At 48.5% G+C, this 16027-nt stretch carries 12 protein-coding genes; 2 read left to right on the top strand and 10 right to left on the bottom strand.

What is annotated here, in order from left to right; translation table 11 throughout:
• Nucleotides 1–23 precede the first annotated feature (23 nt).
• The 9 genes from ACFSVM_RS07555 to ACFSVM_RS07515 all read right to left on the bottom strand — a co-directional run bounded on the left by ACFSVM_RS07555 (nt 24) and on the right by ACFSVM_RS07515 (nt 13368).
• Entirely contained in the window at nt 24–1001 is a 978-nt protein-coding gene (locus tag ACFSVM_RS07555; protein WP_076310980.1) for an aldo/keto reductase, read from the bottom strand.
• Nucleotides 1002–1144: 143 nt separating this feature from the next.
• Nucleotides 1145–4321: a bifunctional cytochrome P450/NADPH--P450 reductase gene (locus ACFSVM_RS07550; RefSeq protein WP_379261192.1), complete on the bottom strand. Its 3177-nt coding sequence runs from the start codon at nt 4319–4321 to the stop codon at nt 1145–1147.
• A 378-nt stretch (nt 4322–4699) separates the two neighbouring features.
• Nucleotides 4700–5422 (bottom strand): LutC/YkgG family protein, encoded by a 723-nt coding sequence (locus ACFSVM_RS07545; RefSeq protein ID WP_379261190.1) that lies wholly within the window; start codon nt 5420–5422, stop codon nt 4700–4702.
• A complete protein-coding gene (locus ACFSVM_RS07540; protein WP_379261188.1) occupies nt 5419–6939 on the bottom strand; it encodes a LutB/LldF family L-lactate oxidation iron-sulfur protein in 1521 nt (506 codons plus the stop codon). Before ACFSVM_RS07540 ends, ACFSVM_RS07545 begins: the two co-directional genes overlap by 4 nt.
• Complete coding sequence (locus ACFSVM_RS07535) at nt 6936–7664, bottom strand: (Fe-S)-binding protein (RefSeq protein ID WP_379261186.1); 729 nt, start codon at nt 7662–7664, stop codon at nt 6936–6938. The genes ACFSVM_RS07540 and ACFSVM_RS07535 overlap by 4 nt, the downstream gene beginning before the upstream one ends.
• 27 nt (nt 7665–7691) lie before the next feature.
• Nucleotides 7692–8456: a DeoR/GlpR family DNA-binding transcription regulator gene (locus ACFSVM_RS07530; protein WP_379261184.1), complete on the bottom strand. Its 765-nt coding sequence runs from the start codon at nt 8454–8456 to the stop codon at nt 7692–7694.
• A 15-nt stretch (nt 8457–8471) separates the two neighbouring features.
• Nucleotides 8472–9950 (bottom strand): rhamnulokinase, encoded by a 1479-nt coding sequence (locus tag ACFSVM_RS07525; RefSeq protein WP_379261182.1) that lies wholly within the window; start codon nt 9948–9950, stop codon nt 8472–8474.
• Nucleotides 9947–11167: an L-rhamnose isomerase gene (rhaI, locus tag ACFSVM_RS07520; RefSeq protein WP_379261180.1), complete on the bottom strand. Its 1221-nt coding sequence runs from the start codon at nt 11165–11167 to the stop codon at nt 9947–9949. Before rhaI ends, ACFSVM_RS07525 begins: the two co-directional genes overlap by 4 nt.
• 131 nt (nt 11168–11298) lie before the next feature.
• Entirely contained in the window at nt 11299–13368 is a 2070-nt protein-coding gene (locus tag ACFSVM_RS07515) for a bifunctional aldolase/short-chain dehydrogenase (protein WP_379261178.1), read from the bottom strand.
• A gap of 340 nt (nt 13369–13708) precedes the next feature.
• Between ACFSVM_RS07515 and ACFSVM_RS07510 the strand changes: the two genes are divergently transcribed.
• Nucleotides 13709–14533 (top strand): alpha/beta fold hydrolase, encoded by an 825-nt coding sequence (locus ACFSVM_RS07510; RefSeq protein ID WP_090722770.1) that lies wholly within the window; start codon nt 13709–13711, stop codon nt 14531–14533.
• 89 nt (nt 14534–14622) lie between these two features.
• Nucleotides 14623–15483 carry an alpha/beta hydrolase family protein gene (locus tag ACFSVM_RS07505; RefSeq protein WP_379261176.1) on the top strand — a complete coding sequence of 287 codons (861 nt, stop codon included), beginning with the start codon at nt 14623–14625 and terminating at the stop codon, nt 15481–15483.
• 104 nt (nt 15484–15587) lie between these two features.
• Here the strand turns inward: ACFSVM_RS07505 and ACFSVM_RS07500 are convergent, their stop codons facing one another.
• Nucleotides 15588–16016, bottom strand: a complete 429-nt coding sequence (locus tag ACFSVM_RS07500) for a DUF2500 domain-containing protein (RefSeq protein ID WP_379261174.1) — start codon at nt 16014–16016, stop codon at nt 15588–15590.
• Nucleotides 16017–16027: the final 11 nt, after the last annotated feature.

Below are 16027 nucleotides of genomic sequence, written 5' to 3'. Positions count from 1 at the left end.
GTCTCCTTGATTAAGCTCATCGTTTACGGCAGTCTAGGTCCTCTCGCTGTAACATACAGCTTGTACCATTCATCCCGTGTCATGAGCTGGCCTTGGCGAACGGCGTCCCCCGTCGCTTTAATCCGCTCAGGATTGATCGTTCCAATGACCGGCTGAATCATCGCCGGATGTCTCATAAGCCAGCCGAGTACGATCGCTTCACGAGTGGTGTCCTTCTCTTCTGCCATATCCTGAACGAGCTTCGCTGCCGCCTGAATATGCTCCGGCTGATCCGAAACGTCCTTCCCTGTGAAGATTCCCTGTGATAACGGACTCCAGGCTTGAAGCTGAATGTCCTGCATCTGGCTGAACTCCAGCAGTCCTGCCCCAAAGTTCACCTTCGTTCCAGCCCCTTGATTGACAAAGACCACCTCGTCAACAAAATGCAGGTGAGACAAGCTCATCTGCAGTTGGTTTACAATAATCGGATACGGAAGCGAACGCTGCAAAAATTCAATTTGACCCACATTCATATTGGAAACACCAAAATGACGAACCTTGCCAGCAGATTTGAGCAACGTTAAGGCTTCCGCAATTTCTTCCGGCTCCATAAGTGGATCTGGACGATGTAATAGCAAAATATCGATATATTCCGTACCCAAACGGCTCAATATGCCATCCACCGAATTCAAAATATGTTCTTTGGAGAAGTCATATCTTCCAGGCAGATCACCGTCTTGAAGTCTTATACCGCATTTGGATTGTATAATAATCTCTTCCCTAAGAGACGGCTGTGCCTGCAGGAGCTTGCCAAACGTTTCTTCTGCTTTGCCGAAAGTATAAATATCCGCATGATCGAACATATTGATCCCTACTTCACGCGCAGCATCTACCGCTCTCTCTGCTTCAAGCACATGTTCCTGCGTGACCGGATTCGTGTTCCACCCACCACCCATGGACATGGAACCGAGCACCAGTTGACTGGCATCAATGCCTTTATGACGCAATGGCATCATTTTCATATATATAACGCCTCCTTCTATGAATATGTACGTAACCCTACCCAATTCTACCAACATCATCTCAAAAATAAAAGGCTTGCCTGCGGCAGCAAGCACTTCTGCTGCGTCACAGACAAGCCTTTTTCAGACCAAACATCCTTATCTCATTGCCCTGCCCATACATCCTTTACATATCTGCCGCAGGATTCCAGCTCTTGCAGCCACGATACGGCTTGCTCTTCACTAGACTGTGTACGACGCTGATAACTGGAGATCAGTGTCTTTTCCACATCAGGTGCCATCCGCACGCCATCTCCACAAATGTATATTTTTGCGCCGTTCTCAATCAACTTGAGTAAATGATCGGCATCTTGTTGAAGCAGATGTTGAACATAGCATTTGTCCTGGCCTTCCACCCGGGAAAAAGCCGTATGGAGTGTAACAAGCCCCTCCTCCTGTGCCAAAATGAATTCTTCCTGGTACAAAAAGTCATGCTCCGGATTACGACAGCCGAAATACAAATGGGCCTCTCCCAGTTTCATCCCTTGTTTCTTCCATACACCTCTCGCCTGAATAAAACCACGGAAAGGAGCTACTCCGGTTCCTGGTCCAATCATGATGATCGGCGTCTCTGGTGAGTCAGGCAGCTGGAATCCAGATTCTGGAGTCTGTACAAATACGGATATTTTCGCACCAGGCTCAAGCTCTGCCAAGTAATTTGACGCAACTCCCCTGTATTCGGCTCTGCCGTTCCATGCCGGTCCGCGAACCACACTTACAGTGATGCTTGCCGTATGTGGTCGAAGCTTCGGAGAGCTTGATATGGAATAATATCGAGGCACAAGCGCAGGCAGCAGCTCAAGAAATCTCTCAAATGGAAGCTCGCATGCCTCGTACTTTTCGAGCAGGTCAAGCATGGTTATTCTTTTAGCCCTTATTTCATTCTGGTACAATTCATCCTCCAGAAGAGCATTGAGCTCTTTGGCATGAGGAGGGCACACGGTATGGGAAGCAAGCTCTCTAAGCTGTGCTCTCGTGGCAGGTGCCTGAAGCTCGACACTATGTGTGAGCAGATCATCAAGCCTTACCGTCGATCCTACCGGAAGGTGAGCACTGCTGCGTCCTTCGGCATGAAGAACAAGATGACTTGAGCCCGCTAATCCAAACCGTTTCAGCACCCTGCTTACCTGCTGCTCTGAATTTTGTGCCAGTACCCCCAGATGATCACCTTCCTGATAGGTTATCCCTTCCGGCAGCTCGATCTCGATATGCTGGGTTAATCTCCCACTGTCTTGATGCTGCAAGTTCCTGCTTCCTGTAATCATTGCCGGATAAGCCTGATAAGTCTCCGCGAGCGGTACAGCAGCCACACCGTCTACATATGAAATAGATAGACTGCTCCTTCTCTTCGTCATGGATTCTTCGACCGTGATCTGCAGCTTCTGCATTAGATCGGGCCATAGCGATTCCGTAAAGTCATCCACTTCCCGTTCGAAATCCCCGCTTGCATCGCTCTCGCCCCGATCTAATAAGCGGATGGCCCCTTTGGCATGGAGCGTTTCATCAATGAACCTCGGTACGCGCTGATAAGTGCTTGCCCAGTTATGGTCGCCGCACCCGAACACGACATAGCTAACTCCCTGAAATTCAGAAGCCGGTGCCTGCTCCAGCCAGTCTACAAAATGCTTGGCGTTCGATGGAGGCTGACCATTGTACGATGAAGTCACAATAAACACAATTCCTTCCGCCGGAAGACGGGATGTGTAATCATCAAGGGTCGCTATATTTACATCAAACCCTTGATATTTAGCTGTATCCGCAACCTCTCTTGCAATCCCTTCGGCTGTACCGAGATTTGATCCGTATAGTACTAGCATTGGTGTGTTATGACTTGGCACAGGGCTCGCTTCTCCCGGCTTGCTCACCCTGTCTGCATGTTCTGCCAGAGAAGATCCAGATCCCATCATGAAACTGTTCATGCCACGGCTGCGAAGTTTGACCCTGAAATCCTCTGGTTTCAGCGTCAAGGTTTCTTTCACCTTCAATTGATAATCCGCGTAATCAAACAGATCAAAGTGCTTAAGCACCATGCCGAGCACCAAGGTAGCTTCCTGCATGGCAAACTGCTGACCTATGCAAGCCCTTTGACCATTTCCAAAAGGCTTGTAGGCATCATGCGGCACCTTGCTTGGATCCTCAAAGCGCTCTGGGATGAATTTATCAACATCGACTCCCCATACACGCTCGTCACGATGCAACTTGGGAATGAGCACCGTTACACTGTCGCCTTTTTTTAACGGATATTTTCCGCCAATTTCCGTATCTTCCTTGGCATATAATGAGAAGGCGGGGGCAGTCGGCCATAATCTCAGTGCTTCGTTAAGCACCATACGAATATATTTTAAATCACGAACCTGATTGTAGGTTGGAAGGGAATCCTTGAATATGCGATCCACTTCTTCCCGTGCCTTCTTCAGCTTATCAGGATGCTTCAGTAAATAATAAATGGCGAAGCACAGCAGTCCGCTTGTTGTTTCATGTCCAGCGATCAAGAACGTGATCATTTGATACCGGATATTCTCCAGATCCAGCGATTCACCCGTCTCCGGATCGGTCCCCTCCAGCATATGTGACAGCAGATCCCCCGCATTACCTCCGTGCGCCTTGCGTTCCCTGATCAGATCGTCAACCAGCTCAAACATGCCCTGTATATCTTCATTAAATTGCTTCTTCTTCTGTACCATGAACAGATCCTGAATACCCAATCGGTGAAGCTGGCTCATTCCTTCATCCAGCGCTCTAACCATACGATCAATAAAGGGATGATAATCCTCGCGATAGAAGCTGTTGAATCGATAGTCAAAACCACATAGTCCGATCGTATCCAGGGTCAGCCTGGTCATATCTGCGGGGATGTCCACCGTTTCATCGGGATTAAGCCTTGCCCATTTTTGAATCAGCTGTACGGCAATATCCAGCATCTTGCTATGATAGCCCTGCATGGCCCGCTGACTGAAGCTCGATAGCAAAATATTGTGAGCCTTCTTCCAGTTCGGCTCATCTGTCGCACTCGTAAATAAGCCATCGCCGGCAAATGGACGCACATTGCGGAGCGGTGCCCAGATTCTCTTGTCAAACCGCTTCTCATCACATGCGTCCTTTACATATTCATGACCTGAGATATAAATTTCATTACGGCCCGGATATTGTATTTGAAAAATCGGACCTTGCTCATAAGCGATTTTGACGAGAGACTGCACTGGAGCATGCACATCAAGCAGAGGCAGATTCCCCAGCGGACCGTAGGTTTTGGGCCGAGGTATTTTTACAGACAAAGACATCCACATTCCCTCCAATTCACGTTTTCTTTTTAGCCTTGCTGAGTAGACTCAAGTCACATTTCGAATTCTAATACCTAGTGACCGTTTTGGTTAAACGGTCAATTTAGTATAAAAAAAAGCGAAACCTATCCTCCTTTTTTTCGAAAAAATCTTGCTCTTGATGATAAGTTCCATGCTTATAGCTACCCTATCACGCTCTTCAACAAGGTTACAACAGGCACAAGGTCATAATTACCTAAGTCTAATTATCCATCTTGCGTTTACATTAAGAAGCTCAGTATAAAACTATATCTTACGCAAGACATAGCTAAAAACCTGTCAATGGCAACAGCATTGGACAGGCTTTGTCTTATGAGAGTATAAAAACTCCTTCGTTTCTTATCTCATCAGGATCGCATATACGATTCCCGGTCCATGAACCCCAATGGTCAGTTCATTCTCAATATCAGAGGATCGGCTTGGTCCGGAGATAAAATGGACGCCTGCCGGCAGACCCTCCCGTCCCAGCTCATCCAGAGGGGCGAGCAATTCACCAAGTCTCGTCTTCAGCCGCTCCACAGGGATAATAATGAACATGACCGTGGGCAGAAGACTCACAGATCTGCCCTTGTCACTGGCAGATTTCACGAGAATGGATCCGGTGTAAGCGGCCGCTCCATCTGCAATGACAATTCCGAAATCCGCTTCTGCCGCTGCAGACTTCCAATTCACATTATCCTCTGAATTCCAGGTCGAGATATCTAAGGCAGGCAGCCTCCCCTCCAAACCTAAGCCATTCAGCTCCGCTTGTCCCTGTTTAATGACGCGCTTAGCTCCAAGCTCCTCGGCTTTGTCAGCAATAAATTGTCCGGCTTCCATGTAGCTCGTAACCTGAATAACATGCCCGCCTACACTCTGGAAATGGCTTGTGAATTTGTCCATGCGTTCCTGCTCATCCCACTCCATCTCATACCAGAAGTCCGGAGCGCCGCGAAATGGCTGAACAGGCGTCGTCGTTTGTCTCGGTCGCTTCAGACGGGAAGCGATATTATTCATGAAGCGCTCTTGCTTCTTCATGGACTGCTCTGTAAGCTCCCGCAGCCAGGACTCATCCGTGCTCATCCTTTACGCCCTCCCTTTTCCTGTCTGGCATCAAGAATCGCCTGCAGCCTTGCTACAAGAGTCGGCTCCATCTCAGGTGTTTCATGCTCGATCTCGGACTCGATCTGTTTCCAGGATTGCCTAAAGCTCTTCTTAGCTAAGGACGGTGTCACACGATAGGAATTCCAGCCTTTTAGCGGTCCTGCTTTTAATGTAATTTCTCCATTCTTGACTACCAGCTTCTGCCCTATTTGTCCCGCCTTGATCACAGCGCCGAACCGGTTCGATTTGGATACAACGGCCGCAAATGCCTTCATCCCTGCGGTTTCGACCTTGTTACCGTGTCCGCCCTCCACCTTGCGTCGTCGCAGCGATACCAGCATATCATGCAGTGGAATTTTGACCGGACAAGCCTCATAACAGGCGCCGCATAGACTTGAAGCATTGGCGATGTCATCCCATTCAGCCACATTCTTGTTTAGTGCAGGGGTAAGCACCGCTCCAATCGGTCCGCTGTATGTACTTCCATAAGCATGCCCGCCGATATGCCGATATACAGGACACGCATTCAGACACGCACCGCAGCGGATACAGTTCAGCAGCTCCTGGAATTCGGGATCGCCAAGCTGTAGCGAACGGCCGTTATCCACAATTATAATATGCATTTGCTCCGGACCGTCTGCATCCGCATTCCGCTTCGGCCCGGTAATACCAGACATATACATTGTAATTCGCTGCCCCGTCGCTGATCTGGGAAGCAACGTGGCCATGACCTCCAGATCTGTCCAGGATGGGATAATTCGCTCCATTCCCATCAGCGTAATCTGGGTCTTCGGCAATGTGCTGACCATACGGGCATTACCTTCATTCTCGAAGAGCACCATGGAACCGGTCTCAGCAATCGCAAAATTGCAGCCCGTCATGCCGATATCTGCATCAAGGAAGCGCTCCCGCAATATTTTTCGAACAAAACCGGCAAGCACCGTCGTATCGGGAGGAAGTGTTTCTCCTGCAACTTCTGACAACAGCTCGGCAATCTGATATCTGTTCTTGTGAATCGCGGGAATTACGATGTGCGAAGGCATCTCACCGGCCAGCTGAATAATGTATTCACCGAGATCGGTCTCAATCGCTTCGATTCCTGCCTGTTCCAGGGCATGATTAAGATGCAGCTCCTCCGACACCATGGATTTGGACTTGACAACGGACTTGGCACCTCGGTGTTCTGCAATTTGCAGCGCAATACGGACGGCTTCTTCTCCCGTATCCGCAAAATGAACGTGAACCCCGTTCGCGCGGGCATTCTCCACAAAAAGATTCAGATAATAATCTAAATGAGCGATCGTATGCAGCCGGATCTGTCTCCCCTGCTCACGCCATTCTTCCCAGCGCCCATGCTCCTCGGAGGCCAGCTTCTTCCCGCCCCGGAGACGCTCTGTCGTAAATTTGACAGCTTTACGCAGGAACTCATCATTGAGCGCAAGACCGGCACGCTCCTTCACCTGAATCTTGGGACCTGCTGAACCCGGACTAATCATGACGATTTCACCCCCTCATACAATAGCTCGGCTAAATGCATGACACGTACCGGTTTATTTCGATAACGCAGCTGACCTGCAATGTTCATTAGACAAGCCATATCCAGTCCGACAAGCACCTCAGCCTCTGTCTCAACGATATGCTCCGCCTTCTCTGTAACCATTGCGCCGGAAATGTCCGGCATTTTCACCGCGAAAGTGCCTCCGAAACCGCAGCAGTCCTCGGCAAAAGGCAGGGGTACAAAATCAATACCTCTCACTTCTTGCAGCAGAGCCATGGGCTCGTTCTTCACTCCAAGCAGCCGACTGCCGTGGCAAGAGGGATGATAGGTCACCTTATGTGGGAAAACAGCTCCTATATCCTTGATCCCCATCACATGGACGAGAAACTGTGTGAACTCATAGGTCTTCGCTTCCAGCCTTTTTGCTTTTTCCCGCATTAGCGGCTCATCTTGGAACAAATTTGAATAATGATGAACCATATAAGTACAAGAACCCGATGGAGATACCACAAAGTCGCTATCCTCAAAAGCATCCAGTATCGTTCTCGCTGCCGCTCTGGCCTCATCGAAATATCCGCTGTTATAAGCAGGCTGTCCGCAGCAGGTCTGGACTTTGGGAAAATCCAGCTTGATACCGTATCGGGCCAGTATGCGTACCATTGCTTCTCCTACCCTCGGATAGATCGCATCGCTGAGGCATGTAATAAATAAAGAGACCTTCATTTGAATACACCTCTATTCTACTCAAGACTAAACTAGGGTGACATGTATTGAACGCTCTACAAGTGTTCTAGAAATCTCTTCTGGCAAATCATGGCTTGTAATGATCTGCTGTACTCGATCAAGCCCGGCGACATGAGTAAGCGCCTGGACACCGAATTTGCTGGAATCTGCCAGTAAGAATACTTGATCTGACATTCCAATCATTCTCTGCTTCACTCTAGCCTGAAGTTCATTCATTTCACTGATGCCTCTCTCTAGATGAACACCTTGGCAGGATAAAAAAAGCTTATCCACGTGATAGGTTTCCAGAGAGCGCTCTGCCAACGGCCCTACAAAGGACATCGATTCAGGCAGAAGCTGACCGCCAGCAGCAATAACTTCAATATGCTTTTTGCTGGACAATTCAGTCACCACCCGAATGGAATTCGTGAGGACCGTAAGCGGGATATTCGGTAAGCTCCGGGCTGTGTACCAGGCGGTCGTACTGGCATCAAGGAGAATCCGTTCGTGAGGCTCTATAAACTTCAGTGCTTCAAGCGCAATTCGCCTCTTCTCCTCCATACGAGTGACCTCACGTTCACTGTACGGTGTTTCTATATGTTCTTCGATAAGCTTAATACGTACAGCACCGCCATGTGACCGTCTCAGCTTCCCCTCTTTTTCAAGCCGATCCAAATCCCGCCGAATCGTCTCCTCTGTTACTTGGCATAAGCTGCTCAGCTCAGATACACGAATACTTCCTCGATCATTAACAAGCCGGGTGATCTCCGCATAACGCTCAGCAACTAACATAGGCTCCCTCCCAGATTAAGCATAGGCAGCGAGACCTGTATATTTGGCAAAACTGCTGTACGCCTCTCTCCAGGCTTCCGCATGCTCCGGCTCATAGGTAAGGACGGGAAAAGAATCGCGTATGACGGCCCGCGCCTCCGCCGCACTCTTGAATATGCCCTGGTTCATCCACTGCACGACCAGATTACCGATTGCACTTGCCTCTACAGGACCTGCGTAGACGGGTTTACCAATCGCGCTTGCAGTCCAAGCACACAGCAGCTTATTGTTGATGCCTCCGCCCACCATATGAAGACCATCAAATTGCTGTCCGGATACCTGCTCTGTCATATCAAGCACATGCTTATATTTCAAGGCGAGGCTCTCAAGAATACATCGAACGATCTCCCCGTCAGATTGCGGCAATCCTTGACCCGTTTTGACCAGGTAGGCTTCTATACGATCCGTCATACGGCCCGCTGGCAAGAATGAAGAATCGTCCGGATCTATAAAGTGTTGGAAAGGCTTAGCTTCTTGAGCAAGTGTTAGTATTTCATCATAGCTGTACACTTTGCCCGCACGTTCAAATTCTCGGAGCGTCTCCTGAAAGATCCAGAGCCCCATAATATTTTTGAGTAGACGATAAGTATGATTAGCTCCGCCCTCATTTGTAAAATTCAGCTGCTGAGAGGTTTCATTAATGACAGGTGCTTCCACCTCTGTTCCCATCAGTGACCAAGTTCCGCAGCTAAGATATGCGAATGATCGTGTTGTTGCCGGCACGGCAGCCACAGCTGATCCGGTATCATGCTCAGCTACAGCTACGAAGCGAACACTAGGGATACCCAGCTCCTGCATTATAGAAGGTCTCAGCTCACCTGCGTCCGATCCCGGAGTCAGTACTTTGCCGAACCATTCTTCAGGTATACCAATCCGGTATAGCAGCTCCGAATCCCAGTCCCCCGTATGAGGGTTAAACAGCTGCGTCGTCGTGGCATTTGTAAATTCATTGAATTTCTCTCCCGTCAGGAAAAACCGCAGCAAATCCGGGATCATCAGGAAATGGGCAGCTTCCTTCAGCATATAGGAGTTCTGCCGCTTAAGAGCGGCAAGCTGATATATTGTGTTAAAGGGCAAGAATTGAATTCCTGTCTTCCGAAAAATGTGCTCTGCCGGAATCTTGGCGGTCACTTCCTCCATTACACCATCCGTCCGTTTGTCGCGGTAATGGTATGGATTAGCCAGCAGCTCCTCATTATGATCGAGCAGCCCGTAATCGACAGCCCATGAATCAATCCCTACGCTGGTAATGTTCTCCCCTTGCAGCTTCACTTTGAGCATACCCTGCTTAAGCTCATGAAGAAGCCTAAGTATATCCCAGTGCAAGTGATCTCCTGCCATAACCGGATAATTAGTGAAGCGGTGGATTTCCTTGATATGGATACGAGAGTCACTCAGCAGTCCAAGGACTGCTCGACCGCTTGAAGCTCCTAAATCATAGGCGAGAATGTTCACCAGCTCGCCCCTCCTTTGCCGCGTGCCTTAATTTCCTCCGGATAGCTGCTTGTCAAATAAGCCTCCATCGGATCAATTGGTAAGCCTTCTTCCTCTCTTACGGCATGCAGCAGTGGAGTTACATCAAATTCCGATGCCTTGCGGATCGCATGTTCAGCTGCCAGTACATCATTCTTCTCCTGGGCTGCCGCCACCTCTCTATGATCGATGAGAAGCGCTTTGGCATAGGCAGACTGAACATTCAGCACCGAACGAATCATCGCCGGTATTTTCTGCTCAATGTTATGGGATTGATCCAGCATATATGCAATGGAGTCTACTCCTCGTCTGATGCCTTCATCTGAATCCGCAGCCCCGTTCAGAATTTGATAGAAGATTAGAAACAGCTCATAAGGATTCACAGTCCCCACGATTAAGTCATCGTCCGCATATTTACGGCTGTTGAAATGGAATCCGCCTAATCGCTTCTCATCTATGAGATAGGCGACAATGTGTTCAATATTCGCTCCGGGCAGATGATGACCTGTGTCAACGAGTACCTGAGCCTGATCCCCTAGCTTCAAGGCCATATTGTATGCCATGCCCCAGTCCGCCAGATCCGTATGATAGAACCCAGGCTCGAAGCATTTATATTCGATCAGCATCCGCATATCCTTCGTAAGCGCTTTATACATTTCGGATAAAGCTTCCTGCATCCAGTTTTTTCGCTGCCGAATGTCACCCTGACCCGGATAGTTGGTCCCATCTGCAAACCAAAGGCTAAGGTCACGCGAGCCTGTTTCCTTCGCAATGTCAACGCATTCTAGAAGATGGTCCGTTGCCTTACGGCGCACAGCCGCATCACTGTTCGTTACACTTCCAAGCATATAGTCGTCTTCTTGAAAAAGATTCGGGTTCACTGCTCCGATCTGAAGACCCAGGCTCTCCGCATGGGAACGAAGCTTGCCGTAATCCCCCACCTTATCCCAAGGAATATGAATGGCTACGGTTGGAGCAAGGCCGGTCAGACGATGAACAATCGCCGCATCCTCCATTTTCTCGAATGGATCTCTCGGCACACCTTCTTTTTGAAATACTTTGAAGCGTGTTCCCGAATCACCATAACCCCAGGATGGTGTTTCAATCTTGAACTGCTTGATTTTGCGCTTCACTGCCTCTACATCAATTCCTCTTGCGGTTTGCTGCTCCTCAAACAATGCATAAGCTTTATCCGTCATCAGAACCTCTCCTTTGATCATATGTGATAAAAGAAAATGTTTCGCGCACTCGGAAGAAGTATCAAGTTGTTCAATCCGTCGAATGATGCCTCCTCCGAGGTGCGCGGTGTATCGAACATCAAACTGAAGAATTAACGTGTAAATGCAGCCGGCACCCCACCGTCAATGGTGAGCATGCAGCCTGTTGTTTTCTCGGCCTTCGATGAGGCAAAGAAAGCAACACCTTCGGCTATATCCCTAGGGTAAATGTTGACGAGCAGTGTGGTACGCTTACGATAATGCTCCTCCAGCTGATCTGGCTCAATACCATAAGCTGCCGCTCGCTCATTGCGCCAGTTGGAATTCCAGATTGCAGACCCCTGCAGAATGGCATCCGGCAAAATCGTATTGACACGAATACCATATTCTCCGCCTTCGGCTGCGATGCAGCGGGCGAGATGAGCTTCAAGTGCCTTGGCTGAGCTGTAGGCGGTGACATTCTTACCGGCATAGATGGAATTTTTGGAGCCGATAAATACCATGCTTCCTCCAATGCCCTGTTCCTTCATTAGCTTGAAGGCTTCGCGTGCGACCAGAAAATATCCTGTTCCCAGCACATTGATATTGAGGTTCCATTCCTTGAGAGATGTTTCATCAAATGGGCTGGACGTGGCCAGACCGGCATTATTCACAATAATATCGACTCCGCCGTAGGTCAGTGCAGTTTCCGCATAAGCTCTCTGAATCTGCTCTTCACTGGTTACATCCATCTGAACAGGAATTGCCCGCTGTTCGCCGTACTGGCTGTTTAGTTCGTCAGCCACCTTCTGAGCACCTTCCAAATTCAGATCGGCAAGAACAACATGGGCTCCTTCGGATACAAGCAGCCTTGCGGTTTCGCTGCCGATCCCGCCAGCTCCACCTGTAATAAGCGCTACTTTTCTGGAGAACTCGGTCTCTGCCTGCGCGAGCGACAATTTGTACAGCTCCAGCGGCCAGTATTCCACATTGTAGGATTCGTTCTCACTAAGCGACACGAACTGGCCTAGCGTAGTAGCTCCTCTCATAACAGCTATGGCACGATGATACAGGGCACCGCTTACTTTGGAATTGGACCAGCTCTTACCTGTGTTAATCATTCCGATACCAGGGATAAGAATAACCCGAGGCGCTGCTTCGAACATGATGTCCCCCTCATGCTTGTTACGTTCGAAGTACTGTTCATAATACGCTTTATAATCCTTGATGGCTGAGCCTAACAGCTCCTTAAGTCCTGCAACATCCCCCTCATCTGGAGTCCAGTTCAGGAATAGCGGAACAACCTTGGTATGTACTAAATGATCTGGACAGGCTGCGCCAATCTGAGACAGCTCGGCGGAATCTCTGCCATTTACTAACTGCAGCACATCTTCTGCATCGTCAAAGGTCAAGATCATCTTCTTCTCGTCGCTGACAGCTCCGCGAATGAGCGGCATAATCTGTGCTGCAATATCCTTTCTGACCTGTGGCGGCAGCGCGTCATGTTGGGCTCCCCCGAACAGGCTGGCTTCATCTATTTTGGATTCAATATAGCTCTCTGCTTCATTAATGACGCTGATGGTCTTCGCATAAGCTTCTTCTGAAGTGCTTCCCCATGTGACCAGTCCATGCTTCTCCATAAGAACAAGCTCAGCCTGCGGGTTATTGATGACGCCTTCTGCAATCATCTTGGATAAAGTAAATCCTGGACGAACATAGGGAACCCATACGAACCGGTCTCCGAAAATTTCCTTCGCGATTTCACGGCCGTTATCCGCACAGCAGATACTGATGATGGAATCCGGGTGTGTATGATCAACATGAGGATGTGGTATAAACGCATGCAGCAGCGTTTCAATGGAGGCACGCGGATGCTTCGCGTCAATCATACAGTTGGCCAGATACGCAACCATATCCTCGTCCGTCATCTCATCTCTCTCCATCAGCGGTCTAATATCATCGAGCCGAAGACCGGTAAAATGACCCGCCTTCATCGTTGCCAGATCCGATCCGCTGCCCTTAACATACATAACCTCAACATCTCTGCCGCGAAAATCCTGGATAACCGTCTTGCTGGAAGTGTTGCCGCCTCCCCAGTTGCACACCCTCCGATCCGAACCAATCAGATTCGAACGATAAACTAACCTTTCGAGCCCTTCCTTTAATTGTCCTGCATTGGATTCATCCCACAGATTCTGAACCATGATCAATCCTCCCAAAATGTTGTTTTTGTACTGTTGTAAACGCTTAATGGGAGTATATCACTTTTATTTTGGTTTGAATATGATTATTTTTTATAAAAATTATTATACAAACAAATAAAAACAACATTTATAATGTTTGTTTCGAAGAATCCTTTATATAATTGATGCCCATGTATTGCACGAAATTAAATGGATCTGGATGGCTTAAATCATGAATATTAACGGTCTGAAATATACACTGATGAGTGACAACTCCGACTCTCCCGCATTGTCCTTATACACTGCGCATAAATTAGGAATAGGCTGCATTTATTTTGATTAGAAGGAGTGAGTGAAGAGCATGCTCATTGAAGTGGAATCCGGTGTAAAGCTGTATGTTGAAGACCTGCGTCCACAGGATGGCGGAAATGGACATACCCTCATGTTCCTGCACGGTTGGCCGGGTAATCATCGGGTCTTTGATTATGCCTATCAGATCCTCCCTCATCACCGGTTCCGCTGTATCGGCCTCGATCTTAGAGGCTTTGGCAAATCCGATAAGCCCTGGCATGGTTATCATTACGATCGAATGGCAGAAGACCTGTCCGTCGTCATTGATACACTGGATCTGAAGAACGTTATCCTCGTCGGATACTCACTCGGGGGTTCGGTCGCGATTCGATATATGTCCAAATATCATCATGGTTCGAGAATAGATAAGCTTCTGCTGGTATCCGCAGCTGCCCCTGTCTTTGCCAAGAGAGAGGAGTCATCACCTTACGGCATTCCGCTTCCGTTGCTTGATCAGCTGATTGATCAGCTGCATCAAGATCTGCCGCAAGCGATAACCGATTTTTCAGGAACGCTATTTCATCGTTATGTCAGTCCAGAGTATCGGAATTGGTTTTTGCACAATTGTATGGAGAGTGCGTCGTACGCACTTATTCAAACCGCAGTTGCACTCCGTGATGAGGATTTATTTGAGGATATTACTTATATCGATGTACCTACAGGCATATTCCATGGTATTCACGATCAAGTCGTTCCCTTTACAGCGGCCGTAGCCATCCAGCAGGAAATTCCAGGCTCTCTGATCTACCGTTTTGAGCAAAGCGGACATTATCTTATGTATGATGAAAAGGAAAGATTTCTGTCTACCCTGCTGTCTTTTTTGAAAAATAGCTGAAGAGAACATCGCTCTTTCGTTTAATCACCTTGTGAACAAGGGTATAATATACAAGCTAAACAACTAGACCAAAGGTGATGAGACAAGCGATGATCTATCATGTTACATATCCGTCCCAGGGACTCCAGGTCAAAGGATATCTCAGCCTGCCCTTGGGATATCAGTTATCGGAATCGGCTGCAAGAGACTTGCTGCACGGGAGATTCAGTTCGGATGAGCAGCCTGCCATTCCATTGACGAGTACTCTGCATCAAGAAACCAATAGAGAGCTTACATCAAAAAAATGGCCGGTATTCATCTATTGTCGCGGCGGAATCGGCAACTTCGGCAAGGTGAAAACCCATTGGGTTGAGGAATTCTCGAAGCACGATCACATCGTATTTGCTCCTTCGTATCGTGGAACGGAAGGCGGTGAAGGCCGTGATTTATTTGGCGGAGAGGATAAACATGATGTATACGCTGCAGTGCGGCTGCTGTCAGAGCTTCCCTTCGTTGATCCCGAACAGATTAGCATTATGGGCTTCTCCAGAGGGGCCATTAATGCAGCCTACACCGCTCTAGAAATGCCCAATATACATAAGCTTATCTTGTGGAGCGGAGTATCTGACATGACGCAGACCTATGAAGATCGAGTTGACCTTAGACGCACTTTCAAACGGGTCATTGGAGGTCCTCCCTGGAAGAATCCCGATGCTTACCTGGAGCGCTCTCCTCTCACAATCGCGGAACAGATCCCTTGTCCAGTTCTGATCGTGCATGGAACAGATGATGTACAAGTCTCATTTAGTCAAGGAGAGAAAATGTTCGACCGATTAAACCGTTCACGAGATGATGTAGATTTTCATCGATATGAAGGACTTGGTCATCATTTTCCTCAGGAGCTGCATCAGGCTGCCATTTCACGAATGTTTGACTGGATCGGAGCAGAGCCACACGAGGCTGTACTTTGATCGTCAAATAGGCCTCGCATATGATTTTTGGCAGCAGTTTTAGGCAAAAAAAAGAAAAAAGAGGAGCTCCCCATATTTGGGATGCCCCTCTTCAACTACTACAATTAGATCTGCTCTGAGCTTGTGGGACGGAGTCTCTCAAATCCAAGAAATCTGGTTCCTTGGTAGCTCAATATGCCGCGGTCACCCTCGACAATCAATCCGTAATCCTCAGCCTTCACCTGCAGCTCAGTACGCTGTCCATCTGCATGCTCAAAGGTTATATAATAACTCGTTCTTGCGCTCGAATCGCCTGATCCTCCGCTCACATACGTTCTTCTCGCCAGCACCCGTGCTTCTTCTGTCATTCGCTCTGCGGCGTTATTCTTACTCCACACACGGATTCCGTTAATGATCGCATATAGTATGGTCCCTCCAATGACTAATGCAATCACTGTGAAGAAAATAGAGAACAATGGCGGCGCTCCACCCAGGAAGCCACCGGAGAATCCATCACCATGTATATCTGGAAACTCATTAAATAATGTCCTCATATGGACTGGCT

Origin of the sequence: Paenibacillus shunpengii, assembly GCF_042684905.1 — a bacterium.
Classification (GTDB): Bacteria; Bacillota; Bacilli; order Paenibacillales; family Paenibacillaceae; genus Paenibacillus; species Paenibacillus shunpengii.
The sequence above is the reverse complement of the archived record's forward strand: the minus strand, read 5'-3'. Positions and strand labels throughout refer to the sequence as shown.

Coding starts and splice junctions, on each gene's coding strand:
- ACFSVM_RS07555 (WP_076310980.1), bottom strand. CDS start 1,001: ATGAAAATGATGCCATTGCGTCATAAAGGCATTGATGCCAGTCAACTG.
- ACFSVM_RS07550 (WP_379261192.1), bottom strand. CDS start 4,321: ATGTCTTTGTCTGTAAAAATACCTCGGCCCAAAACCTACGGTCCGCTG.
- ACFSVM_RS07545 (WP_379261190.1), bottom strand. CDS start 5,422: ATGAGCACGGATGAGTCCTGGCTGCGGGAGCTTACAGAGCAGTCCATG.
- ACFSVM_RS07540 (WP_379261188.1), bottom strand. CDS start 6,939: ATGATTAGTCCGGGTTCAGCAGGTCCCAAGATTCAGGTGAAGGAGCGT.
- ACFSVM_RS07535 (WP_379261186.1), bottom strand. CDS start 7,664: ATGAAGGTCTCTTTATTTATTACATGCCTCAGCGATGCGATCTATCCG.
- ACFSVM_RS07530 (WP_379261184.1), bottom strand. CDS start 8,456: ATGTTAGTTGCTGAGCGTTATGCGGAGATCACCCGGCTTGTTAATGAT.
- rhaI (WP_379261180.1), bottom strand. CDS start 11,167: ATGACGGATAAAGCTTATGCATTGTTTGAGGAGCAGCAAACCGCAAGA.
- ACFSVM_RS07515 (WP_379261178.1), bottom strand. CDS start 13,368: ATGGTTCAGAATCTGTGGGATGAATCCAATGCAGGACAATTAAAGGAA.
- ACFSVM_RS07510 (WP_090722770.1), top strand. CDS start 13,709: ATGCTCATTGAAGTGGAATCCGGTGTAAAGCTGTATGTTGAAGACCTG.
- ACFSVM_RS07505 (WP_379261176.1), top strand. CDS start 14,623: ATGATCTATCATGTTACATATCCGTCCCAGGGACTCCAGGTCAAAGGA.
- ACFSVM_RS07500 (WP_379261174.1), bottom strand. CDS start 16,016: ATGAGGACATTATTTAATGAGTTTCCAGATATACATGGTGATGGATTC.